A 21,920-nucleotide genomic window follows, 5' to 3' on the forward strand; every position below is an offset into this window, starting at 1 on the left:
CATAGTAAAAACGTTTTCAGTTAAGAGGTGTTCATGATGGGGCAGAAAATAACTATTCGGGATGTAGCTCGTGAAGCCCAAGTTTCCATTGCAACGGTTTCAAAGGCATTAAATGGTGTAGATGTTGTACGTCCAGAGACAAAAAAAAGAATTGTCGAAGCAGCGCAAAGTTTGCATTATGTACCAAATTTGAGAGGAAAGCAGTTAAAAGCGCAACAAACGAAAATGTTGGGGTTTTACACGCACACGATTGTGGGTCCATTTTTTAGCGTTTTAGTACAAGCGATTTCTCAAGAGGCGGAGCGTTTTGGTTATGGAGTAAGCATCATTATATCCGCAGATAAAAATGTACTGCGAAATCATATGTTTGGACACACGGTGGATGGTTTGATTGGATTTGAAGATATGATTGATGAGTCGGATTTAATTGCTATTAAAAGAGAAGGTTTAAAAGCAGTCTTTATTGACCGTTTGATTTGCGATGAAGGGATCAGTAGTATTACCTTTGATTCATTTCAAGCTGGAAAACAAGTAACTGACTATTTGGTATCGCTAAATCACAATAAAGTTGCTTTCTTTAAGGGACCGCAAGGTGTCTATGATAGCGAAGAACGTTTTCGTGGATATGTAACATCACTGAAAGAACATGGTATACCACTTAAATCTAAGTACATAGTAGATGGTGATTTTAATGAACAAACGAGCTATAAACGAATTATTGATCTTTTAGAAAAATTACCCAAAAAAGAGTATCCCACAGCCATAATTGGTGGCAATGACTTAAGTGCATTAGGGATTATTCAGGGCATCGTAGCTAAGGGGTATCAAGTGCCAGCTGATTTTAGTGTTGTCGGATTTGATAATATTGATGCATTACGTTACTTTAAGCCTGCACTTACGACAATCGATAATCCTATTGAAGAACAAGGGAAGCAAGCTGTTAAAGTTCTCTTAGGTTTAATTAATGAACAAAGACGTGGGGAAAGTTATCAGTTACCAACTCAGTTTATTGAGAGAGAAAGCACAAGAATTCTTGGATAGTTAATAGACTAAAAAATAAAACGTTTTTATTGAGAGGGGTAAGTTGAATGAAAGGAAAACAACAATCAGTAATAAATCGAGTACGACGATTTGGTCACGGTTTCCGAAAGCAATGGCAGCTACAAGGAATGGCACTTTCGGGTGTAATTTATATGATTATTTTTAATTTTATTCCGATATATGGATTAGTCATCGCTTTTAAGAATTATACAGTTATTGATACAATTCAGAACGCACAGTGGGTTGGTTTGGATAACTTCAAGGTAATAATGAATGATAAATATTTTTGGCAATCAGTAGTGAATACGTTAGGCATTAGTTTCTTGAAATTATTATTTGGTTTTGTTTTACCAATTATTATAGCGGTGATGATTTATGAGCTTCGCGATAGCATCTTTAAGCGTGTGGTGCAAACGATTTCTTATCTTCCACATTTTCTATCATGGATTATTCTAGGCGGGATGTTAATTACTTGGTTTTCTTCAAACGGAATGTTTAATCAATTATTAAGTTTTAGTGGTATCCATACGCAAAGCAACCATATGTTGGATGCAGGGAAGTATTGGTGGATTGCATCTATTTCAGATGTATGGAAAGAGGCTGGCTGGGGAACAATTCTTTATTTAGCTACAATGGCGAAAATTGATCCAACGTATTATGAAGCTGCCAAAATGGATGGTGCAAGTCGCTTACGACAAATTTGGAGTATCACGATTCCAATGATTCGAAATATCATCTCATTAAACTTAATTCTGACTGTGAGTGGTTTGCTTAACTCTAATTTAGATCAAACCCTCGTATTAATGAATTCTCAAAACCAACCCAAGTCTGAGGTAATTAATTCTTATGTTTATCGCATTGGGCTAATGCAAGGAGACTTCTCTTATGCAACTGCAGTAGGATTAGGTATTTCAGTAATTTCTCTTATTTTATTGATTGCAACCAATTTTGTGACAAAAAAATTGAACGACAATCAATCGGTATTATAGAAAAGGGGTGAGAAAATCAAATGAAAGCCAAAAAGAGTAGTTTTAAAAAACTAAAAAGCAAGGATGGTCAACTATTTAATATCCTAAATATCTGTTTACTCATCTTATTTACCATTATTATCATTGTACCTATTTGGAATATTGTCGCTTCTTCATTTGCCACAAGTGATTCATTGGCTAAAGGTAATTTTATTTTTTGGCCGAAAGAAACATCGCTGGATAATTATATTCGAGTGCTAAGTGATAGTAGTTTATGGTCAGCATTATTTATTTCAGTTTCGAAAACAGTGGTTGGTGTTTTGGCACACACGGCATTTTGTGCGGTTGTTGCTTATTCGTTAAGTAAAAGAGAACTAAAGGGAAGAAGTCTCTACTCCAGCCTTGGACTAATTACGATGCTTTTTTCAGGAGGAATGATTCCAACCTATTTGCTAATCAAATCATTAGGATTATTAAATACATTTTGGGTTTACATTATTCCATCTTTATTAAGTTATTATGATGTCATTATCTTGATGAATTTTTTCCGAGATGTGCCGACATCATTAGAAGAATCAGCAAAAATTGATGGAGCGAGTGATTGGGTAGTATTTAAAAAAATATTTCTACCGTTATCAAAACCAGCATTGGCTACAATTGCTTTATTTCATGGGGTATGGCAATGGAATGACTTTATGACAACCAAATTGTATGTCACAGATAAAGCGCTATATCCGTTACAAATGAAGCTGTACGAAATTATTACGCAATCACAAGCTGCTTCCTCACAAGGATTGAATGCAGCAATTGAAATAGGCACGACTTCTAAAGGGATTCAATTGGCTACGATTGTTGTTACGACTGTACCAATTTTAATTATCTATCCATTATTACAAAAGCACTTTATTTCAGGAATGATGTTAGGTGCGGTTAAAGAATAGGAGGAAAAATAGTAATGAAAGCAAATTGGAAAAAAGGATTACTTACTTTGGGGCTGGCGAGTGGATTAATAGTGAGTTTAGCCGCTTGTGGCAGCAAAAAAGATACTAACGAAAGTGGTTCGGCGAAGTTACCATCGATATCCAAAAGATACAAAATAGACAAAGAAACACCAGCATGGAAAATCGATACAAAAAAAGAAACAACGACACTAACTTGGTATGTAAATGCTGACTGGTGGAATACTGAGTTTGGTAAAGATATGGTAACAAAAAAATAAAAGAAGATTTGAATATTAACATCAAATTTATAACAGGTGATGATACAAAATTAAACACGTATTTTGCTGGTGGAGATATGCCGGATATTGTGTCAGTCTTTGATTCCAACTCTTCTGTGGCACGTAAAGCAAACACCTGGGCATATTCATTACAAGATTTAGCTGATAAATATGACCCATATTTTTACAATGTAGCAAGTAAAGATACACTTAATTGGTATAAATTATCTGATGACAAAACATATGGCTATCCAGATTATTCTAATACACAAGCGGATTACGATAGTGGGAATATTTATACTCGCGATGCGTTTATTATTCGAAAAGATGTATACGAAGCCATTGGTAAACCAGATATGACAACACCAGAGAACTTTGTAAAGGCAATGAAATTAATTAAGGAAAAATTTCCTGATTTGATTCCTTTTGGCTTTAATGACTTTGCTTCGGACGGTTCATCAAATGGATCGATGGATGGAGTTGTCCAAGATATGTTGGGTGTTCCATATACAAAAGATGGAAAATACTATGACCGCAATCTGGATGAAGACTATATCAACTGGGTCAAAGCATTCCGACAAGTACATCAAGATGGAAATATAAGTGATGATTCTTTCACTGATGATGGAGATAAATTTAAAGAAAAAGTTCAAACGGGTAAATATGCAACAATGATGATGGGTTCTTTCGTCAATCAAGGGGTCGCTCTGCAAACGTTTGCTTCATCAAATCCAAACTCCTCTTATATTGCAGTGGATGGTATTCAAAGCACAAAAGGACGTAAAGCAACACTGTCACAAGCGGGAATTTCTGGGTGGATGATTAACTACATTAGTAAACAAAGCAAAGATCCAGCAAAAGCTATGCAAGTATTCACCTATTTACTTAGTGAAGAAGGTCAAATGTTAACGAACTTTGGTATTGAAGGACAAACTTATACTAAAGATGCTGATGGTACGGTTCACTGGACTGAATCTGCTAGCCAAGTACAAAGTAATGAACCCGAAAAATGGCAAAAAGAATACCGAATTGGCGAATTTATTCAATTTGGGCACGATCGATACAAAGCACTAAATCCAGATTCTTATGTATCTGCCGTGAAACAAATGCAAGAATGGGGTACAGGAAAGTTAAAATCTCAATTTACAACAGAAAATATTGGACCGGATTCTGGAACACAAGAAGCACGTGCCTTGAGTGCAGTTCAAACAAATTGGGGAACCACTCTTGTGGGAATGTTACGTTCAGATAACGATGAGCAATTAGAGTCAATTTTGAAAAAATACAAAACATTCCAAAAGGATAACGATATTGAAGCAATTAATAAAGTAAGAAATGAAAAAATAGCTGAAAATAAGAAAAAATTGGGTTTAGATGAATAAGATATAAGCAATGGAGGAGGAGAAGAAAGAATGAATGGCTGGTTTGATTCAAACGGGAAAATATATCAGATAATGCAACTGTGCAGTGACTTATTAGTACTAACCATCATTATGATTCTTTCTTCCATTCCTTTGATTACGATTGGTGCAGCTTTGACTGCTGGATATACAGTAGCATTTGGCATAATCGAACAAAAGGGACAATCAATATCAAAAGAATACTTTAAGTCATTTAAAAAGAATTTCTGGAACGCGACGAAAATATGGTGTAGCTATTTAGTTGTTATTTTTTTACTGATAGTTAGCATTCCTTTTGTTAGCAAATTTAGTTGGATTCAATATCCAATGCTACTTTTATTTACCATTTTCATGATGACCTGTATGATCGTATTTCCACTTCTTTCTCGATTTGAAAACAATGCTTTTATTACCTTAAAAAATTCTTTCTTTCTTGTTTTGCAATATGTTCCTTCTGCAATTTTAATTTTTGGAGTATGGTTCTTGTATTTTATAGGTGGTATTTTTGTCCATAAGCTCTTTCTAGTGTGGCTTTTTTGGGGTTTAGGTACGTGTATAGTGGCAAATTCATGGTTATTTCAACAAATAATTAAACGATACGAGTTAAATGAAAAGAGGTAAGTGTAGTGTTTATCGGGATAGATATAGGTGGAACAACCATTAAATACGGATTGGTGGATGATCAAGGGAGAGTGTCTACTAAAAATTCAGTTCAAACGAGTCACATAAAGGATGACTTGATTCACCAACTAGTGACCATTATAGATAATTATAAAGATGAAGAAATTGACGGAGTAGGAATTAGTGCCCCCGGAATCATTCAAAAAAATGGATTGATGACCACAGCTGGGTCTATTCACAGTTTATATGGAACAAATTTAAAAATGGTATTAGAGGAGAAGGTGAATCTTCCTATATCAATTATTAATGATGCGAATGCAGTAGCTATTGCAGAAAAGTGGATAGGGAACGCAAAAGATTTCGAAAATTATTTATGTGTCGTTCTGGGTACCGGAATTGGTGGTGGAATCGTTATCGATGGAAAATTATTCAGTGGTGCCCATGGTATGGCTGGAGAATTTGGTTGGATGTTAATTGATCGTTTACCTAAAGAAGATATAGAAAAGGTTTCATATAATCAACGAGCAGCAGTCGTTGGCGGTTTGTGTCATCAATACAATCTTAAAAAACATCTGGAGAATTTAGAAGCTGAGGATGTAGATGTATATGATGCTTTTGAAATAATGAACCGAGCAAAAAATGGGGAAAAAGTTGCTCAGTCGGTATTAGAACAGTTTTATACCGATTTAAGTGTAGGACTTATGAATCTGATGTGCAATTTTGATCCTGAGGCTATTTTAATTGGCGGTGGAATCAGTGAAAATGAAGAATTCAGTAATCAATTGAAACAGCGATTAGAGGAATTATTAAGCAAACATGAAAGTTTTCATCGGCTAAAAAATATTATTCAGATTCCTATTATTCCAACTAAATTGCAAAATGATGCTGGAATGATTGGGGCAGTATATACGTTAAAACAATTTTTGTAGTGTATGTTGATGCGGTGGAGACAGTCAATTGACGACTCTACCGCATCATTTATTCTTATTTGGATGGTATACCTATATCTTCATAAAAAGCTCTGTTGCGTATACGATTGCCAACGCTAAGATGGCTGCAATTGCCGTAAATGCAAGTACAATACTAACTTTTTCGACAAAATATTTTCTATTATTTCTTTGTTTTTGCAATGTTTCTAAGTTTGGATTTCCTTCAGTAAAGGCAATGATTTCTTTTAGTGTTTTTACATTAGCTTTCTTCTTTTCTTTTTCTATTTTTAGTGCAAATACCATGCTGATTCCCCACAATATTCCAAATGGAAGGTATCCCTTTGCACCAAAAATAGTGATACTGGGTACTCCTACTATTAATGCCAGTAGAATAAAGAAAAGCATCCCCTTTGTGTTTTTGTCCATGTGTTCACTGTTGACCATTTTTTTCATCGTTGCCACGTCTCCTTTGACCAATTCATCTAAGGTAATATCAAAAAGAACGCTTAGAGCAATCAAATTGTGAATATCTGGATAGGTTTTATCATTTTCCCACTTAGAAATCGTTTGGCGAGTGACATAGATTTTTTCTGCTAATATTTCTTGAGAATAGCCATTCAGCTCCCGGTATTTTTTTAATTGTTTGCTAAAGTTCATTTTATATCCTCCTAGTAAGTGTAGTGTACATGGATGGTGAAGAATCGTCTGTCTATCCTGTGTTACATCATGCTATGAGTAGTGTATACGATTGTTTCCATGCTTGTAAATATAGCAAAAGAGGGTGCAGTTTTGATGAAAACTATTCCTTCACATGATATGATGTGGATGAGGACGATCGATTGTCTAAAAGATAGGAGAAATAAGTGAATAATAATGATATATTAATTCGTTTGCGTTATGCGTTGGATTTCAGTAATCAGCAGATGGTGGAGATTTTTCGTTTAGGAGGCAGGGAGATGGATTTGCCTACGTTGGGGCAGCTGCTTACAAAGCAAGATCCTGAGGCGGATTTGCCGCGCGATGCGGTCTGTGATTCACGGACGTTGGAGCAATTTTTTAATGGTCTGATTGTCTTTAAGCGTGGGCCGCAGCCGGCTAAGCCAGGCGTGACGCCACCGAATCCTTTCCAAATAACGAGTCAAGCACATGTGAACAATGTGATGATCAAAAAGGTCAAAATCGCGTTGACTATGACTAGTGAAGACATTCAAGAGTGTTTGCACTTGGCGGGGCTTTATGTATCGCCTAGCGAGATTGGGGCGATTTTGCGGAAGGCGGGTCAGCGAAATTATATGCCATGCAAGGATAGTTTTGCTCGCAATTTCTTGAAAGGTTTGACGATTCGGGAACGAAAAATAGATACAACAGAAGCGTAGTTGGTGAAAAAAGAAGTTTTAATCAAATCGAGTAGCTAAAAGTAAAAACCAGACCAGCCAAAAGTGTGTGAAATCACTTTTGGCTGGTCTGGTCTTTTTGTATTCTGTCTCAGCCGTTTATTTTTTACGTATGATGTAGCGTAGGGCTGCGGCATAGATGAGCCACAAGAGGGCGCTAAAACCGATGATGATCAGCCAGGCATGCTTGTTGTGGGTCATGGGTAGTGGGACATTCATCCCGAAGAAGCCAGTAATGACGGCCAGCATCGCCAATAAAATCGAAATGATGGTTAAGGTGGTCATGTTGTCATTCAGATTATTGTTTAGAATGTTGTTGTACGTTCCGGACAATTGCTGCAAGACTTGTGCGTTAAGTTGGGTCATACTGGATAATTGTCGTGCTTCGATGATGGAGTCTTCGAGTTGTTCACGCTCGACGTCATCCATGGTTTTGTAGACGAATTGTCCTTTTAGTTGCTCGAGCAAAATGACGTTTTGGTTGGCTGCCGAGACCAAATAAACCATTCCCGTCTCGATATCAGATAGCGCCAATAAGTTACGCTTGGTCGTCTTTTCTCTGAGTTTGCGATTGAATTCATCTTTGGCACGGTCCATCTTTTCGACGTAAGGGAAATACGCTTCTGAAATCAAAAACAAACTGACAAATAAAAATTTATAGACAGATATTTCGGGATTGCGTGCTAAGTAGCGCTTCATCCGCTCGATAATATAGGCGTTCTCGTGGTTATAGATGGTCAATAAGCGGTCGCGTTTGGCCACAAAGGTCATCGGGATCGTCTCATAGTGATTGTCATCTTTGGTCTGGTTTAAGACATTGAAGATGACAGTCAGGGTATCCGTATCAAATTCGTACTCGGTATGGGCGCGTTCATTTTTATCCAGGGCGTAAGAAAGTGTCTCAGGATCAATCTCGTATTCTTCGTAGACATTGGAGGAATCGGCTAGGCGATCGGAATCGATCGTAATCCATAGACAGTTTTCTCCGAAAGGGGTTCTTGTAATCATTGTCTTATCCTTTCGTTTTTTTTTAACTATAGCATGTCCAATGACTGGTGACTAGAAAAAAATACCCCGGCTGGTCTGGCCAGTCGGGGTGTAGTCGGCGATTAGTTAATCGCTTCGCCACCTGTGACGCCGTAGATTTGGGCGGTGACATAGCTGGCTTTGTTTGATGCTAAAAAGACATAGACGGGTGCTAGTTCGACGGGTTGACCGGCGCGACCGAGTAACGTGTCTTGGCCAAACTCTGGCAGTTCTTCTAATGGTTGGCCACCGTCTAGTTGCAAGGGCGTCCAGACTGGACCGGGTGCGACGCCATTGACGCGGATGCCTTTTTTAGCAAATTGTTTCGCCAAGCTGATGGTCAAGCTGCGGATGGATGCTTTGGTCGCGGCATAGTCGAGTAAGTTCCCACTAGGGTTAAAACCTTGAGTGGAAGTCGATGTCACGATTGCACCTCCCGCTGGTAAATAGGGCTCGGCGGCTTTGATGAGGGCAAACATCGAGACAATATTGACCGTAAAGGTGTCACGGACTTGTTGGATCGGAAGTTGGGCGATGTCTTCTTGGCTAATTTGTTGGGCGGCATTTAACACTAAGGTATCTAAACCACCTAGTCCCGCGACGGCTTGTTTGACTAGCTTTTCTGGAGCGGACTCCTCTCGTAAATCAGCTGGCAATAGCACGACTTTGCGGCCGGCTTGCTCGATATAGTTCGCGACTTCTTGGGCATCTTTCTCTTCACCGGGTAAAAAGTGCAAAGCAATATCGGCGCCCTCACGTGCATAAGCGATAGCGACTGCGTGACCGATGCCAGAGTCTGCACCTGTAATCAAGACGCGGCGGTTTTCCAATTGATGTGTCCCTTGGTAGCTTTCTTCACCGCAGTCAGGGGTGATGGACATCTCATCCTGCACGGCAACGTCTTCTTGGTCTTCTTTATTGAAGGTCCCTGTATGGTACAATTTGCGTGGATCGATTAGCACTGGTTCTGTCATAGCTGTCACTCCTTTTTCTTTGATACATTTAGTATACGCTAGGAACAAGCACGCCCCAAATAGAACGGTGCATATGGAATGCTAGGGACGCGCTTTTTGCTTCTTAAGGGTATTCCTTGTATAATGGTCATGATTTTTGACAAGTCGGCAACACTGATTGCCAGAACGGAGCAGAAGGAATGGAGACAAATTTTTGGGCCGAGTTACCAAAGCCCTTTTTTATATTGGCACCAATGGAAGATGTGACTGATGTGGTCTTTCGCCATGTCGTGCAGCAAGCCGGTGCGCCAGATGTGTTTTTTACGGAGTTTACGAACTCGGATAGTTATTGTCATCCGGATGGCATCGAGAGTGTTCGCGGACGCTTGGTCTTTACGGAAGATGAGCAGCCGATTGTTGCGCATATCTGGGGGGACAAGCCAGAGTTTTTCCGTCAGATGAGTCTTGGGATGGCGGAGATGGGCTTTAAGGGAATCGATATTAATATGGGGTGTCCGGTCCCTAATGTAGCTGAGCGTGGCAAGGGTAGTGGCTTGATTCTACGGCCGGAAGTGGCGGCAGAACTGATCGACGCGGCAAAAGCGGGTGGCTTACCAGTCAGTGTCAAGACGCGCTTAGGCTTTGAAGAGTTAGCCGAGCATCAAGACTGGATCGAGCATTTATTGCGTCAAGATATCGCCAATCTGTCGATTCATCTACGTACCCGTAAGGAAATGAGTAAGGTGGCAGCACATTGGGAGATGATTCCTTTGGTGACTGCTATCCGTGACCGGGTCGCTCCCCAGACAACAATTACGATTAATGGCGACATCCCCGATCGTGCGACAGGGCTGGCTTTAGCGGAGAAATATGGGGTCGATGGCATTATGATTGGGCGTGGGATTTTTAAAAATCCGTTTGCCTTTGAAAAAGAGCCTCGTCAGCATTCTGCGAGTGAGTTGCTTGATTTATTACGTTTGCAATTGGACTTACAAGATACGTACAAAGAGCGCGTGCCGCGGCCGATTGTCGGCTTGCATCGTTTTTTTAAAATTTATGTCAAAGGGTTTCCAGGTGCGAGTGAGTTGCGTGTGCGCCTAATGGGAACAAAATCAACAGCGCAAGTGCGCGAGTTGCTCGATGCATTTGAGCAGGGTGCTTTTAAGCCAAACTCTAGTGAAACACTGATAGAGTAAAAACGGAGGTATTACGATGACAACAGTCTTTGCGAATTTTCCAGTAACAGATTTGCCACGTTCGATTGTGTTTTATGAAGCATTAGGATTTCAAAAAAATGAAGAATTTTCTAATGAACAAGCCAGTGCGTTGGTGTGGGATGATACCTTTTGGGTGATGTTATTGACGACGCCTTTTTACGAGGAGTTTTTAAGCGCGGGCAAAGTTGTCGCGGATACCAAAAAAGTGAGTGGCGCCCTCGTAGCATTTACAGTGGACAGTGTCGAAAAAGTCAAAGAACTAGGTCGACTAGCCGAGCAGCACGGAGGTCGTGTCAGAAGGGTGAATCGTGACATCCCTGAAGAGCTGATGTATGAGCTCGAGATTGAAGATCCAGATGGCAATCAATTGGAGCCTTGTTGGTTGAAAAGCTAAAAAAAGGTTGACGATAGGGGTGGCTATGTGTATAGTAGACCCATACAATTCAGAGGAGGACTTCAGATGCAAACGAAAAAAGCGATGAATCAAGTACGATTTTATTACTATGCTTTTTATAGATAATGTTTGCATCAAGTAGGTGCAAACACCAGTTGTTTGTATCTATGAAGAGCTTGTTTTTGATGCCTGCATAGATAAATATCTAATGCGGGTTGTCAGCTTACGTTTTTATTTTTTTAAACGATTAGTCAACGGCATTAGATACGTCTAATGCCGTTTTTTTTGTATGAAAAAAAGGAAAGAAGGAATAGAAATGAAGGGAAAAGGGAAGCAGCACACATGGCTAAAATGGGGGATGGCGCTCCTTGCGTTCGTCATCAGCTGGCAGCTGTCAACAACGGTCCATGCACAGGAGAAACAAGTCGTCATCGTCGGGACATCTGGTCAGACAAAACCCATGGATTACTTCAATGACAAAAATGAACTGACAGGCTTTGAAATTGATGTCTTAAAAGAAATCGAAAGTCGGTCAGATACGATAACTTTTCAATTTGAAACGGCGGAGTTTGCATCATTATTTGCCGGCTTAGATTCGAAAAAATTTGACCTAGTAGTCAATAACTTAGGCGAGAGTGGCGACCGACGCAAAAAGTACTTATTTTCTTTATACCCATATATCGTCACGCACAATGTCTTAATTACCAAAACCGATCAGCCGGATAATCTGACTGTCGCTGACTTGAAAGGAAAATCCATCGCCGTCGTTCCGGCTTCACCACAATCACAGTTTCTCGAAGCGTGGAACAAAGAAAATCCTGACGACGCAGTCACGATTCAATACGTGGATTCTGATCCATCGCAAATTATCCGCGATGTCTACAGTGGGAAGTTCGATGCGACTATCTATGCAACGACGTACGTTCATGATGTAGAGCAGACTTTTGGCATTCAATTAAAGCAACACACCATCGAAAATGAAGACCAAATACGACAACCGGGTTCTTATTTTATTTTCCGCAAAGATGAGTTGACGCTAAGGAATGAAATGGACGAGATTTTAGCAGAAATGCGTGAAGACGGGACACTCACGAAAATTAGTATGAAATACCTTGGTCAAGATGATATCCAGCTAACAAAAGCATTAATCGAAAAAAATGACAAATTGAATGAAGAGAACGCGACGACCTCAGACAGTGATACCGCACAAGCAGAGACGAATGAGACAACAGACGGGAAACTATTTGTCCCCTCGTTGATTCCGTCAATTATCGCTCAACTGCTACCCAAATTACCGATTACGTTACTAATGACGGTCGTGTCCGCAATTATTGGTCTGGGATTAGGCTTTTTGATTGCCGTGGTGAAAATCCGCAATACCCCAGTCTTAACACAAATCTGTAGTGTGTTCGTCTCCTTTATGCGTGGGACACCACAGCTTGTGCAATTGTTCTTATCGTTTTATGGCTTTCCAATTTTAGTCGAATGGCTTTCCCAACAAATGGGCGTGACCGCAAATGTCAACGCCATCCCAGCGTTGGTGTATGTCTTTATTGCCTTTGGGTTAAATGAAGCAGCCTACACCTCAGAGACCTTCCGTGCAGCCTTACTATCGGTCAATAAAAATGAAATCGAAGCGGCACGCTCAATCGGCTTGACCAATGTGCAAACGATGATGCGCATCATCTTGCCATCTGCCTTGATCGTCGCACTGCCGAACTTGGTGAATAGCTTTATTAGTCTCTTGAAAGCAACGTCACTGGCCTTTACGGTAACGATTATCGACATCATGGGCCAGACTAGAATTATCGCAGGGGCGAACTTGCGCTTTTTCGAAGCCTATATCGCCGTAGCTCTTGTCTATTGGGTGATGTGTCTCTTGATTGAACAAGTAGCCAAACGCATCGAGCGCAAACTAAACGTCGACTTATAAAAAGGAGAAGGTCATGTTAACATTAAAAAATTGGAACAAATCATACAAAGAAAATCATGTGTTAAAAGATATTGACTTAACAGTTGGGACTGGAGACGTTTTGACGATCATTGGATCAAGTGGTTCTGGAAAATCGACCTTGCTACGCTCCATCAATTTTTTAGAACCAGCCGATAGTGGTACGATTCAGATTGGTGCTTTGACACGGGATGTTCAAACAACGACCAAAGCCGATATATTAGCGATTCGTCGGCAAACAGCGATGGTCTTTCAAAACTATGCATTGTTTTCCAAAAAAACAGTCAAAGAAAATGTCATGGAGGCGCTAGTTGCCGTAAAAAAAATGCCCGTAAAAAAGGCAAAGGTACTCGCTGAAGAACAACTAGAGCGTGTGGGAATGGCTGATCGAATGGACTTTTACCCGAATAAACTATCCGGTGGTCAGCAGCAGCGTGTAGGCATTGCGCGTGTCCTTGCTATTCAGCCAGAGGTAATTCTATTTGATGAACCAACGTCCGCACTCGATCCTGAGCTGGTCGCAGGTATTTTAGAACTAATCAAAGGTATCGCACATCAACAGACGACCATGATTATGGTAACTCATGAGATGAAATTTGCAAAAGAAGTCTCAGATCAAATCATCTTCCTTGATCAAGGCCGCATTCTAGAGCAAGGGACACCAGAAGAGCTCTTCTTCCATACAAAAGAAGAACGCACGAAGCAATTTATCCAAGGATTTCAAGCATAGAGTTATTAGGACGGGCACTCAAGTAACGCTTTACCAGGTATCAATGACTCGTTGATTGCTTTTTCTGATAAATAGTTCATAGTCAGTAGTATCTGGAAAGCGAGGAAATCAAATGGACATTGGTGAAAAGATTCAATTGTTGAGAAAAGAAAAACAAATGACGCAAAATATGGTAGCGGAGGTACTGCATGTCTCCACTCAAGCAGTTTCAAACTGGGAACGTGGAAAAGGGTACCCTGATATTCAAAATATTCTCCAACTTTCTGACTTGTTTGATGTGTCATTAGATGAATTAATTAAGGAAGACGTGGATTTTAAAGATGCGTTGCTTACAAAGAAAGTCAATGGTTGGATGGATTTGCTTTTTTATGGCTTGACTTTTGTTATTGGCTTGCTTTGTATTGGTTGGCAGATAAGTAAATGGGTGACCGGTGGCTTTCAACAAGTGAGTGTCTTTGTATTTGCTGTTGGTATGATTATGTTTGGGGAATCCTGTTATTTTTGGTACAAAAGAAGGTTATCAAGAGGATAGTTAGGAATCAGTGAATGCATGAAATAGCAATAACCCAGCTGAACAGTCAGCTGGGTTATTTTATAAAAAAAGTTAACGAGACTTTTTATCCAGTGCTCTAGCAGTTGGCTTCCTATAACTAAAGAACATAATTGCGTACAATAGTGCAGTTAGGGCTGTGATGGTGAGGGCATTGTTGATCAAAATACCAATAAAAATCAATGACAACCCAACTAAGGCACAGCCACTAAAAATTAAATGGCGCGTGTTGTGCGTGCGTTTGGCTAGTACAAAGGCAGCAATAGTCAAAATCACCCAAGTCAGCAACACAGTATATGATAGACTGCCCACTAAGTAACCAAATAATTTCTCGCCGATAAAGTAAGAGACAATCACACCGATATACAGTGTACCGGTACAAAAGATTACAGCATTTTGTGGGACTTGATGATGATTGAGTGTCGTCAGTTTCTTTGCAAAAAGACTTGGTCGTTCTTGTAGACGGAAAAACAGCGTACGCGAAGATGCATAAACACCGGAATTAATCGAAGAAAAAAGCGCCAAAATAATGACAAAGTTGACAATGTCTGCAGCATAAGGGATGTGCATTTTTTCAAAAATAAGCACAAATGGGCTGACCTCACTCGCAGCCAGTGTTGTCCAAGGATAAAGAATCAACAATAGCAACATAGGAATCAAATAAAACGACACGATTCGTCCCATTACACCACGGATGGCACGAGGAATTGCTGTCTTAGGATCCGCCGTTTCACTGACCGTCACGGCAATCAATTCTGATCCACCGTATGAATAAATGACCACCAACAAAGAGCTAATCATCCCTGACAAGCCAAATGGTGCAAAGCCGCCATGCTGATTCATCGCAGAGACAGTAGGAATCAAGCCTTGTGCAAGTGAGGCCTTACCAATTAAAAATAGGCCAAACAAAATCAGTAACACGATGACAGTAATCTTGGCCAGTGCTAACCAATATTCTGTTTCAGCGAACAAGCGGACTGAGTATAAGTTAATCAGAGTAGTCAATACCGCTAGACCGAAAACAAATACCCATACCGGAATCGTCGGAAACCAGACTTGCATAAAGCTAGCTAGTGCGACCGCCTCGGCAATAATATTAATAATCCACATCGACCAGTAAAGCCAATCAATAAAGTCTGCGGCATGGTCGCCTAAGACCGGCTGAACCACACCTGACATGCCGCCTTTTAGCTTGTCATGCGATAAGACCAATTGTCCTAACCCAGTCATTACGACAAATAAAATCAAGCCACCCAATAAAAAAGCCACCAATACAGATGGCCCAGCTAAGCCAATGGCACCACCACTTCCCTTAAATAGTCCAGCACCAATGGCACCACCAAGCGCCAACATCGTAATGTGACGGGTAGTCATTTGTTTTTGTAAATTTGTTTCCATATAAACCTCTTTCTCAAACCAGTTCCCATTTCTTTTCGAATCATTTTATACTATCAGACAATTCAAAAAATGGGTAAATAGTGTGAATTTTCTAATGTTACATTCGTTTTACGATGAGTGATAGTTTATCAGCAGTCCCATTCGTAGTAAGATAAAGTCAGATTTTATCAAGGAGGAATGGCAATGAACCAAACAATCAAACAATTAACCGACCACGTATCCGTGCGCGCATTTAAGGATACACCATTGACTGATAGCCAAAAAGAAACATTAGTGACAGCTGCTCGTAGTGGCTCGTCCTCGAATTTTGTTCAAGCGTTTTCGATTATTGACATTTCAGATGCTGCCTTACGTTCTGAACTGGCGGCTATTACCAATAGTGCTCCTTATGTGAATCAGACAGGTGTCTTTTATGTATTTGTAGCGGATTTGTATCGCCAAGCGACACTATTAGAGGCCAACGGTGAATCGTTAGCAGGCATCCAATCGATGGAATCATTGATGGTAAGCATTGTTGATACGACAATTGCCGCGCAAAATATGGCTGTAGCGGCTGAGTCACTGGACTTAGGTATTTGTTACATTGGTGGTATCCGTAATGATATCGACAAAGTGGCAAAATTATTAGACTTACCGCCATTTACGGTTCCTGTTTTTGGTCTGACAATTGGGCATCCTGTATCCAAAAATAATCCAAAACCACGCATGCCTCAGAAAAATCAAGTCGCAGAAAACCACTATCCTCGTGAGCAATTCGCGAATCTAGGTGCGTATGAGGAGCAAACAGCAGCTTATTATGCCAAGCGCGGAGTGAATGCACAAGAAACGAGTTGGAGTGAAAAAAATATTCTCTTTTTCAAAGAGGTGAGACGTCCGGAAGTGGCTGAGTTTTTAAAGAAGCAAGGCTTTTTATTGGCTTAGCTATCTAATCTTTCAAAGCGTACAAATGTGGTATTTTTTGCTATGATGGAAAAAAAGATAGAAAAGAGGATGAGCGATGAAAAGCAGCAAATCAAAAGTAGCCATCGTGGGTAGTGGGCTAGTAGGTTCTTCTACGGCATTTAGCCTAATTACGCAAGGGGTATGTGACGAAGTATTGATGATTGATATCAATGAAGAGAAGGCAGCTGGTGAAGTACGCGACTTGCGTAACTCGATTCAATATCTGGATCGTAATGTGCACGTCAAGACAGCCACGTATGCGGATTGCCATGATGTAGATATTCTCGTGATTACGGCAGGCGCACCGCCCAAGCCAGGACAATCCCGTTTAGATACATTGGATATGACTGCCAACATTGCCAAATCAATCGTGGAACCAGTCATGGCTAGTGGGTTTGATGGCATCTTTATCGTGGTATCCAATCCAGTCGACATTATGGCATACCTTGTCTATAAATTGTCAGGATTACCCAAGAATCAAGTGATTGGCTCGGGCTCATCTGTGGATACGGCTCGATTAACGAATTTTATTGCGGATTTGGTAGATGTGGATCCGCGGAGTGTCTATGCCTATGCGATGGGTGAACATGGCGACTCATTGATGGTTCCTTGGTCGACAGTGACGATTGCAGGGAAGAAGTTTTTAGACGTTATTCATGACAATCCCGAGATAGTGGGCGATGTCGATCTAGCTGAACTAGTGACAAAGACGACGCGAGAAGGCTGGGAAATCTATAATCGAAAAGGGACGACGTATTATGGAATCGCATCGGCTTGTGTCGGTATTATTAAGGCGATTCTCTTTGATGAGAATAAAATTATACCTGTATCAACCCTCCTAGAAGGAGAATACGGAGAGAAAGATATGTTTGCGGGTGTGCCGGTGATCTTAAATCGCCAAGGAGCAAGCGATATTTTAGAAATTCATATGACTGAAGACGAACAGACCAAATGGCAGGCATCGACTGATGTGATCAAAGAATTTACAAATAAAATTCGTCATTACTATCAAGAGTAAAGACTCACTCGATCAAATGTGTTCATTTGGTCGAGTGTATTTTTTTTTTTTTTTGTAAAAAAATGTATATCCTAAGAAATTCCTAAGCTTTTTGTGCTACGATACAAGACAAAAGAAAGACAAGGAGTCAAAAAAATGCGGAAAGTTCCTCCTATTTTGAAACCAATAGCACTATTAACCATTTCAATCTTGATCGCGACTGCCACGACAGTCGTCAATAGCTCAAGTTACCGTCAGCCGACGACTACCACCACGACACAAACAACCATTAGTCAGTCTGAAAGTCGATCAACGACAGAGACGACAGACTCGATGGAATCGACAGAAGAAACAACCAGTGACTCAGCACCGATGACAACAGCAACTACTAGCCAAGATACGACGTCACAAACGGACGCAAGTATAAGTGATGATTCGAGTGCATCTAGTTCGTCCAGCTCGTCTAGCTCATCAAGTTCCACAAGTTCGTCGACGACAAGTACCTCGAGTGAAAATGATACTACAAATAATGCACGAACCAATCAAGGTGCAGCCGCAGACACAGAAACAACAGAGACGGTAGGTGATCAACAATGAGTGTCATACTAGATATTATTAATGGTATCAATAAATTTTTAGGTTATTTAGATATTAGTCCGAAATACTTAAATCGTGGGTACACCATTTTGAGTCTCTTCCCGACGTTGTATATTTTACGTATCGTGTACGGTATGTACCAAAATGGCAATTATGTGCAAGGAATTATCTATGCGCTGATTTTTGCTGTATTGATGTATTTTATCGTGTTAAATGTGTTTTATTATTTTTTAGACAAAAATACTAGATTAGATATCACACAATTGTTTGTCAAATATTTGCCAGATGATGCGTTTAATATTCAGCAAGAGAAAAAACAGGAACGGGCGATGAAAGCCATCGATACCGAAGAAGTGATGATTGATTTTTATGAAGATTATCAGTTGCATTTGGCGAGTTACATGCAAGAATTAATTCAGCAAAACGTCATTCCAACGAATGATTTATCAAAAAAAGAAGGCTACTTAGTCGAATGGAATACCATTTATCCGTATTATTTTGTCAAAGCATACGGACAAGGGGAGTATGAATTGCTGATTGGTAAAACCTATCATGATCTAACACCCATCGGTAAGATTCATTACACCAAAGAAAAGCAATTACAGCCTGTCGGATTGTATATTGTTGGTGGCGATTTTGTGAAAGATGGTTTTCGCTACCACGAGCCGTATCGCCTAAAATTATTAGCTAAACAAACCAAAACCGAACAGATTACTAGAACACAACGACGCTCACAGAAACATTAGAGCGCGCGATAGAATTAGCTAGTAAGAAACGACCAAAAAGTCCAAAAGTTTGAGAAATAACTTCTGGATTTTTTGGTTTTTTGCGTTTAGCTGCCCAATTTTGTCACAGTTTTTTATTGACAAAGATTGAACCAACTGGTAAAGTCTTCCTGTTCAAATCGTAACCATTTCGTTTTAAAGTGGATAAAACGAAACAAATGAAGGGAGTGTCATTTATCGCAAAACGATCAAAACAAGTCAAAGTGACGAAGCAACAACAGATGATAGCCAAATATGCTGATCTCAGAGCACAACTAAAAGAAACAAAAGATTACGAAGGGCTAAGGAGGCTACCAAGGAGTGCTAATCCCAATCGCTACCGCAACCGTGATCCACTAGATGGCCGACCTCGCGGATATATGCGCAAATTTGGTCTGTCGCGTATTCATTTTCGTGAATTAGCTTTACAAGGGAAGATACCTGGAGTGAAGAAAGCCAGTTGGTGAGTTAATGGGGGATGCAAAATGGCAGTACCAGCACGTAAAACAAGTAAGGCAAAAAAAGAGCGCGTCGAACGCACCAAGTCATCAAAGCGCCGAATCTTTCATTTGATTTGGCTTCTGGTGAATACCGAAGAAGCCACCATGTTTCTCTAAAAGGCTATTATAAAGGTCGTCAAGTAAAGGAGTAAAGCCTGTGGAAATCATTTATCCTCCATTAATTGGGCAAGGAGTGGCCTTTTTTCATCCTAAGTCTTCCAAAACAATGTCTATGAAAGCAAAATCGATAAAAGATGGGTCATCGATTTTTATGAAGCAGAGCACCTGACCTTTGCGGAATTTTTAAGGTTATATCCAGTTTTTAGTCAATATGAGGAGACGGTATTTAAGCAAATCGATGGATTTTGGGAAGTCCCAGTTGATTTTTTAATATGAGAAATGAATTCCCAATCATTTTTGTACGATGAACGACTTCAGATTGAAGCGTATCTATCAGAACGCACGTAGAGAGGAAGAAACTTAATGAGACAATCAATTATCTTAGAATGTGTGGAGACAGGTGAGCGAATCTATTTAACGAGTAAAAATAAACGAAACAATCCTGAAAGATTGGCGTTAAAAAAATATTCCCCAAAATTGCGGCGAAGAGCCATTTTTCGTGAAGTGAAATAAGGAGGATTATATGGAAAAAACAGATTTAGCCAGCGCGTATCGTCGTTTGAAAAGTCCAAATATCAAAACAAAGAAACGCGCATTAAAAATCATTAAAACATACAAACGAACGAAAGCAGGGATTCGTTAGAAAGTGAGAGACTGATGAAAAAAAGTTGGAAATATTTGGGGCTAAGTATGCTAGCACTAGGGATACTAGGAGCATGTGGTACTGACAACGCTACAAAGAAAACAGAAAAAGCATCGGATAAATTATCTATTGTGACGACATTTTATCCGATGTATGAATTTACCAAACAAATCGTAGGTGACGAAGCGAATGTGACATTGCTCGTTCCTGCAGGGCAAGAACCGCATGATTATGAGCCATCAGCCAAAGACATCGCCAACATCCAGTCAGCAGATGTCTTTGTCTATCATAATCCCAACTTGGAGAACTGGGTGACTAAAGCTTCCAAGAGTTGGCAAAAAAATGCACCGCACATCATTGAAGGTACCAAAAATATGGTCTTATTGCCAGGAACAGAAGAAGAGGAAGGACATTCTGAAAGTGAAGAAGGTCATTCACATGAATTAGATCCGCATACTTGGTTGGCACCGAATTTGGCTATGAAGGAAGTCGAATCCATTAAAAATCAATTGGCAAAACTCTATCCGAAAAAGCAAGCTGTCTTTACAGCGAATGCAGAGAACTATTTAACCCAATTAACAGCTTTGGATAAAGAGTACCAAACAACGTTGAGTGCTGCGAAGCAAACAAGTTTTGTGACGCAACATGCAGCATTTGGTTACCTAGCACTAGAGTATGGCTTAACGCAAGTACCAATAGCCGGTTTGTCACCGGAACAAGAACCAAGCCCGACTAGATTAGCAGAGTTAAAAGCATATGTGCAAACCAATGGCCTAAAGTACATTTACTTTGAAGAAAATGCCAGTGACAAAGTGGCGCGTACGTTGGCCGATGAAGCAAATGTTAAATTATTGGTATTAAATCCACTGGAAAGCTTAACGAAAGAACAAATGAAAAACGGTGAGGATTATCTTTCTGTCATGAAAGAAAATCTAACTGCTTTGGAAAAAACCGTTTCCGTTGCCGGTAAATCCGCCCAGCCTGAAACAACGATGGAATCAAAACACACAGTGGCAAATGGCTATTTTGAAGACAGTGCAGTCAAAGATCGGACCTTGAGTGACTATAGTGGTGATTGGCAGTCAGTATATCCATTATTGCAAGATGGCACCCTTGATCAAGTGTTTGACTACAAGGCGAAATTAAACAAAGATATGACCACAGAAGAATACAAAGCCTATTATGAAACAGGCTATAAGACAGATGTCAATCAAATTATTATCAAAGACAACACGATGGACTTTGTTGTGAATGGGGAGCATCATCGCTATACGTATCAATACAAAGGCTACAAAATAGTGACTTATAAAAAAGGCAATCGTGGTGTTCGCTATTTATTTGAAGCGACAGATGCGAATGCCGGCAACTATAAATACGTTCAATTTAGCGACCATGCTATTGCACCTGTGAAAACAAGCCACTTCCATATTTTCTTTGGTGGCGAAAGCCAAGAAAGCCTGCTCGATGAAATGGATAACTGGCCAACTTATTATCCAAATAGTCTGTCAAAACTAGAAATTGCTCAAGAAATGATGGCACATTAAGCTAGATGCAGCGACACGAAGC

At 40.1% G+C, this 21,920-nt stretch carries 23 protein-coding genes and 2 pseudogenes; 21 read left to right on the forward strand and 4 right to left on the reverse strand.

The genetic code is table 11. The annotated features are described in order from the left end of the window. The first annotated feature begins 36 nt into the window (after positions 1-36). The 6 genes and pseudogenes from HMPREF9088_RS04355 to HMPREF9088_RS04380 all read left to right on the forward strand — a co-directional run bounded on the left by HMPREF9088_RS04355 (position 37) and on the right by HMPREF9088_RS04380 (position 6,178). Positions 37-1,041 carry a LacI family DNA-binding transcriptional regulator gene (locus tag HMPREF9088_RS04355; protein WP_040366408.1) on the forward strand — a complete coding sequence of 335 codons (1,005 nt, stop codon included), beginning with the start codon at positions 37-39 and terminating at the stop codon, positions 1,039-1,041. Between the two features lie 47 nt (positions 1,042-1,088). Next, positions 1,089-2,030 carry an ABC transporter permease gene (locus HMPREF9088_RS04360; protein WP_007207943.1) on the forward strand — a complete coding sequence of 314 codons (942 nt, stop codon included), beginning with the start codon at positions 1,089-1,091 and terminating at the stop codon, positions 2,028-2,030. A gap of 20 nt (positions 2,031-2,050) precedes the next feature. Then, on the forward strand, positions 2,051-2,950 hold the full coding sequence (locus HMPREF9088_RS04365; protein ID WP_007207944.1) for a carbohydrate ABC transporter permease: 900 nt from the start codon (positions 2,051-2,053) through the stop codon (positions 2,948-2,950). Positions 2,951-2,964: 14 nt separating this feature from the next. Further along, positions 2,965-4,610: pseudogene (locus HMPREF9088_RS04370) on the forward strand (type 2 periplasmic-binding domain-containing protein). Between the two features lie 30 nt (positions 4,611-4,640). Beyond that, entirely contained in the window at positions 4,641-5,249 is a 609-nt protein-coding gene (locus HMPREF9088_RS04375) for a DUF624 domain-containing protein (RefSeq protein WP_007207947.1), read from the forward strand. A 5-nt stretch (positions 5,250-5,254) separates the two neighbouring features. Then, the gene (locus tag HMPREF9088_RS04380) at positions 5,255-6,178 is read left to right on the forward strand and encodes an ROK family protein (RefSeq protein ID WP_007207948.1); all 924 of its coding nucleotides are present in this window, start codon (positions 5,255-5,257) and stop codon (positions 6,176-6,178) included. Positions 6,179-6,250: 72 nt separating this feature from the next. On the opposite strand, the gene HMPREF9088_RS04385 is transcribed toward HMPREF9088_RS04380, so the two are convergent. Beyond that, on the reverse strand, positions 6,251-6,835 hold the full coding sequence (locus HMPREF9088_RS04385) for a helix-turn-helix domain-containing protein (RefSeq protein WP_007207949.1): 585 nt from the start codon (positions 6,833-6,835) through the stop codon (positions 6,251-6,253). A 206-nt stretch (positions 6,836-7,041) separates the two neighbouring features. Between HMPREF9088_RS04385 and HMPREF9088_RS04390 the strand changes: the two genes are divergently transcribed. Then, entirely contained in the window at positions 7,042-7,554 is a 513-nt protein-coding gene (locus tag HMPREF9088_RS04390) for a YehS family protein (protein WP_007207950.1), read from the forward strand. A gap of 117 nt (positions 7,555-7,671) precedes the next feature. Here HMPREF9088_RS04390 and HMPREF9088_RS04395 read toward each other — a convergent pair whose 3' ends face one another. Beyond that, positions 7,672-8,580, reverse strand: coding sequence for a magnesium transporter CorA family protein (locus HMPREF9088_RS04395; protein ID WP_007207951.1), 909 nt, complete (start codon positions 8,578-8,580; stop codon positions 7,672-7,674). A 101-nt stretch (positions 8,581-8,681) separates the two neighbouring features. Further along, entirely contained in the window at positions 8,682-9,572 is an 891-nt protein-coding gene (locus HMPREF9088_RS04400) for an SDR family oxidoreductase (RefSeq protein WP_040366411.1), read from the reverse strand. Between the two features lie 179 nt (positions 9,573-9,751). Here HMPREF9088_RS04400 and HMPREF9088_RS04405 point away from each other — a divergent pair, with 179 nt between their 5' ends. The 5 genes from HMPREF9088_RS04405 (at position 9,752) to HMPREF9088_RS04425 (ending at position 14,375) form a co-directional block, all read left to right on the forward strand. Beyond that, complete coding sequence (locus tag HMPREF9088_RS04405; protein ID WP_007207953.1) at positions 9,752-10,747, forward strand: tRNA dihydrouridine synthase; 996 nt, start codon at positions 9,752-9,754, stop codon at positions 10,745-10,747. Between the two features lie 16 nt (positions 10,748-10,763). Then, on the forward strand, positions 10,764-11,162 hold the full coding sequence (locus tag HMPREF9088_RS04410; RefSeq protein WP_007207954.1) for a VOC family protein: 399 nt from the start codon (positions 10,764-10,766) through the stop codon (positions 11,160-11,162). Between the two features lie 316 nt (positions 11,163-11,478). Further along, positions 11,479-13,095 (forward strand): ABC transporter substrate-binding protein/permease, encoded by a 1,617-nt coding sequence (locus tag HMPREF9088_RS11420; protein WP_169309444.1) that lies wholly within the window; start codon positions 11,479-11,481, stop codon positions 13,093-13,095. A gap of 13 nt (positions 13,096-13,108) precedes the next feature. Beyond that, the gene (locus tag HMPREF9088_RS04420; protein ID WP_007207956.1) at positions 13,109-13,843 is read left to right on the forward strand and encodes an amino acid ABC transporter ATP-binding protein; all 735 of its coding nucleotides are present in this window, start codon (positions 13,109-13,111) and stop codon (positions 13,841-13,843) included. 112 nt (positions 13,844-13,955) lie between these two features. Further along, positions 13,956-14,375, forward strand: a complete 420-nt coding sequence (locus HMPREF9088_RS04425; protein ID WP_007207957.1) for a helix-turn-helix domain-containing protein — start codon at positions 13,956-13,958, stop codon at positions 14,373-14,375. 72 nt (positions 14,376-14,447) lie between these two features. Here the strand turns inward: HMPREF9088_RS04425 and HMPREF9088_RS04430 are convergent, their stop codons facing one another. Further along, the gene (locus HMPREF9088_RS04430; protein ID WP_007207958.1) at positions 14,448-15,791 is read right to left on the reverse strand and encodes an amino acid permease; all 1,344 of its coding nucleotides are present in this window, start codon (positions 15,789-15,791) and stop codon (positions 14,448-14,450) included. Positions 15,792-15,974: 183 nt separating this feature from the next. Here HMPREF9088_RS04430 and nfsA point away from each other — a divergent pair, with 183 nt between their 5' ends. The 9 genes and pseudogenes from nfsA to HMPREF9088_RS04465 all read left to right on the forward strand — a co-directional run bounded on the left by nfsA (position 15,975) and on the right by HMPREF9088_RS04465 (position 21,898). Then, positions 15,975-16,712: an oxygen-insensitive NADPH nitroreductase gene (nfsA, locus tag HMPREF9088_RS04435; RefSeq protein WP_040366413.1), complete on the forward strand. Its 738-nt coding sequence runs from the start codon at positions 15,975-15,977 to the stop codon at positions 16,710-16,712. A 76-nt stretch (positions 16,713-16,788) separates the two neighbouring features. Beyond that, complete coding sequence (locus HMPREF9088_RS04440; RefSeq protein WP_007207960.1) at positions 16,789-17,751, forward strand: L-lactate dehydrogenase; 963 nt, start codon at positions 16,789-16,791, stop codon at positions 17,749-17,751. 135 nt (positions 17,752-17,886) lie between these two features. Next, a complete protein-coding gene (locus HMPREF9088_RS04445) occupies positions 17,887-18,327 on the forward strand; it encodes a hypothetical protein (RefSeq protein ID WP_007207961.1) in 441 nt (146 codons plus the stop codon). Continuing rightward, complete coding sequence (locus HMPREF9088_RS04450) at positions 18,324-19,073, forward strand: DUF6681 family protein (RefSeq protein WP_007207962.1); 750 nt, start codon at positions 18,324-18,326, stop codon at positions 19,071-19,073. Before HMPREF9088_RS04445 ends, HMPREF9088_RS04450 begins: the two co-directional genes overlap by 4 nt. A 215-nt stretch (positions 19,074-19,288) precedes the next feature. After that, the gene (gene rpsN / locus HMPREF9088_RS04455) at positions 19,289-19,558 is read left to right on the forward strand and encodes a 30S ribosomal protein S14 (protein WP_040367250.1); all 270 of its coding nucleotides are present in this window, start codon (positions 19,289-19,291) and stop codon (positions 19,556-19,558) included. Positions 19,559-19,576: 18 nt separating this feature from the next. Then, positions 19,577-19,743, forward strand: a pseudogene (gene rpmF / locus HMPREF9088_RS11600) (50S ribosomal protein L32). 331 nt (positions 19,744-20,074) lie between these two features. Further along, the gene (gene rpmG, locus HMPREF9088_RS04460) at positions 20,075-20,224 is read left to right on the forward strand and encodes a 50S ribosomal protein L33 (protein WP_007207966.1); all 150 of its coding nucleotides are present in this window, start codon (positions 20,075-20,077) and stop codon (positions 20,222-20,224) included. A 10-nt stretch (positions 20,225-20,234) separates the two neighbouring features. After that, positions 20,235-20,354, forward strand: coding sequence for a putative metal homeostasis protein (locus tag HMPREF9088_RS11905; RefSeq protein WP_007207967.1), 120 nt, complete (start codon positions 20,235-20,237; stop codon positions 20,352-20,354). A gap of 14 nt (positions 20,355-20,368) precedes the next feature. Next, entirely contained in the window at positions 20,369-21,898 is a 1,530-nt protein-coding gene (locus HMPREF9088_RS04465; protein ID WP_007207968.1) for a metal ABC transporter solute-binding protein, Zn/Mn family, read from the forward strand. Positions 21,899-21,920 lie beyond the last annotated feature (22 nt).

This window comes from Enterococcus italicus DSM 15952, assembly GCF_000185365.1.
GTDB lineage: Bacteria > Bacillota > Bacilli > Lactobacillales > Enterococcaceae > Enterococcus_G > Enterococcus_G italicus.

What these genes read in the sequence shown, in the direction of transcription:
- HMPREF9088_RS04410 (WP_007207954.1), top strand. Translation starts at nt 10,764, where the DNA reads ATGACAACAGTCTTTGCGAATTTTCCAGTAACAGATTTGCCACGTTCG.
- HMPREF9088_RS04400 (WP_040366411.1), bottom strand. Translation starts at nt 9,572, where the DNA reads ATGACAGAACCAGTGCTAATCGATCCACGCAAATTGTACCATACAGGG.
- HMPREF9088_RS04420 (WP_007207956.1), top strand. Translation starts at nt 13,109, where the DNA reads ATGTTAACATTAAAAAATTGGAACAAATCATACAAAGAAAATCATGTG.
- HMPREF9088_RS04355 (WP_040366408.1), top strand. Translation starts at nt 37, where the DNA reads ATGGGGCAGAAAATAACTATTCGGGATGTAGCTCGTGAAGCCCAAGTT.
- HMPREF9088_RS04440 (WP_007207960.1), top strand. Translation starts at nt 16,789, where the DNA reads ATGAAAAGCAGCAAATCAAAAGTAGCCATCGTGGGTAGTGGGCTAGTA.
- nfsA (WP_040366413.1), top strand. Translation starts at nt 15,975, where the DNA reads ATGAACCAAACAATCAAACAATTAACCGACCACGTATCCGTGCGCGCA.
- HMPREF9088_RS04425 (WP_007207957.1), top strand. Translation starts at nt 13,956, where the DNA reads ATGGACATTGGTGAAAAGATTCAATTGTTGAGAAAAGAAAAACAAATG.
- HMPREF9088_RS04365 (WP_007207944.1), top strand. Translation starts at nt 2,051, where the DNA reads ATGAAAGCCAAAAAGAGTAGTTTTAAAAAACTAAAAAGCAAGGATGGT.
- HMPREF9088_RS04405 (WP_007207953.1), top strand. Translation starts at nt 9,752, where the DNA reads ATGGAGACAAATTTTTGGGCCGAGTTACCAAAGCCCTTTTTTATATTG.
- HMPREF9088_RS04360 (WP_007207943.1), top strand. Translation starts at nt 1,089, where the DNA reads ATGAAAGGAAAACAACAATCAGTAATAAATCGAGTACGACGATTTGGT.
- HMPREF9088_RS04385 (WP_007207949.1), bottom strand. Translation starts at nt 6,835, where the DNA reads ATGAACTTTAGCAAACAATTAAAAAAATACCGGGAGCTGAATGGCTAT.
- HMPREF9088_RS04465 (WP_007207968.1), top strand. Translation starts at nt 20,369, where the DNA reads ATGAAAAAAAGTTGGAAATATTTGGGGCTAAGTATGCTAGCACTAGGG.
- rpmG (WP_007207966.1), top strand. Translation starts at nt 20,075, where the DNA reads ATGAGACAATCAATTATCTTAGAATGTGTGGAGACAGGTGAGCGAATC.
- HMPREF9088_RS04430 (WP_007207958.1), bottom strand. Translation starts at nt 15,791, where the DNA reads ATGGAAACAAATTTACAAAAACAAATGACTACCCGTCACATTACGATG.
- HMPREF9088_RS11905 (WP_007207967.1), top strand. Translation starts at nt 20,235, where the DNA reads ATGGAAAAAACAGATTTAGCCAGCGCGTATCGTCGTTTGAAAAGTCCA.
- HMPREF9088_RS04450 (WP_007207962.1), top strand. Translation starts at nt 18,324, where the DNA reads ATGAGTGTCATACTAGATATTATTAATGGTATCAATAAATTTTTAGGT.
- HMPREF9088_RS04445 (WP_007207961.1), top strand. Translation starts at nt 17,887, where the DNA reads ATGCGGAAAGTTCCTCCTATTTTGAAACCAATAGCACTATTAACCATT.
- HMPREF9088_RS04375 (WP_007207947.1), top strand. Translation starts at nt 4,641, where the DNA reads ATGAATGGCTGGTTTGATTCAAACGGGAAAATATATCAGATAATGCAA.
- HMPREF9088_RS11420 (WP_169309444.1), top strand. Translation starts at nt 11,479, where the DNA reads ATGAAGGGAAAAGGGAAGCAGCACACATGGCTAAAATGGGGGATGGCG.
- HMPREF9088_RS04395 (WP_007207951.1), bottom strand. Translation starts at nt 8,580, where the DNA reads ATGATTACAAGAACCCCTTTCGGAGAAAACTGTCTATGGATTACGATC.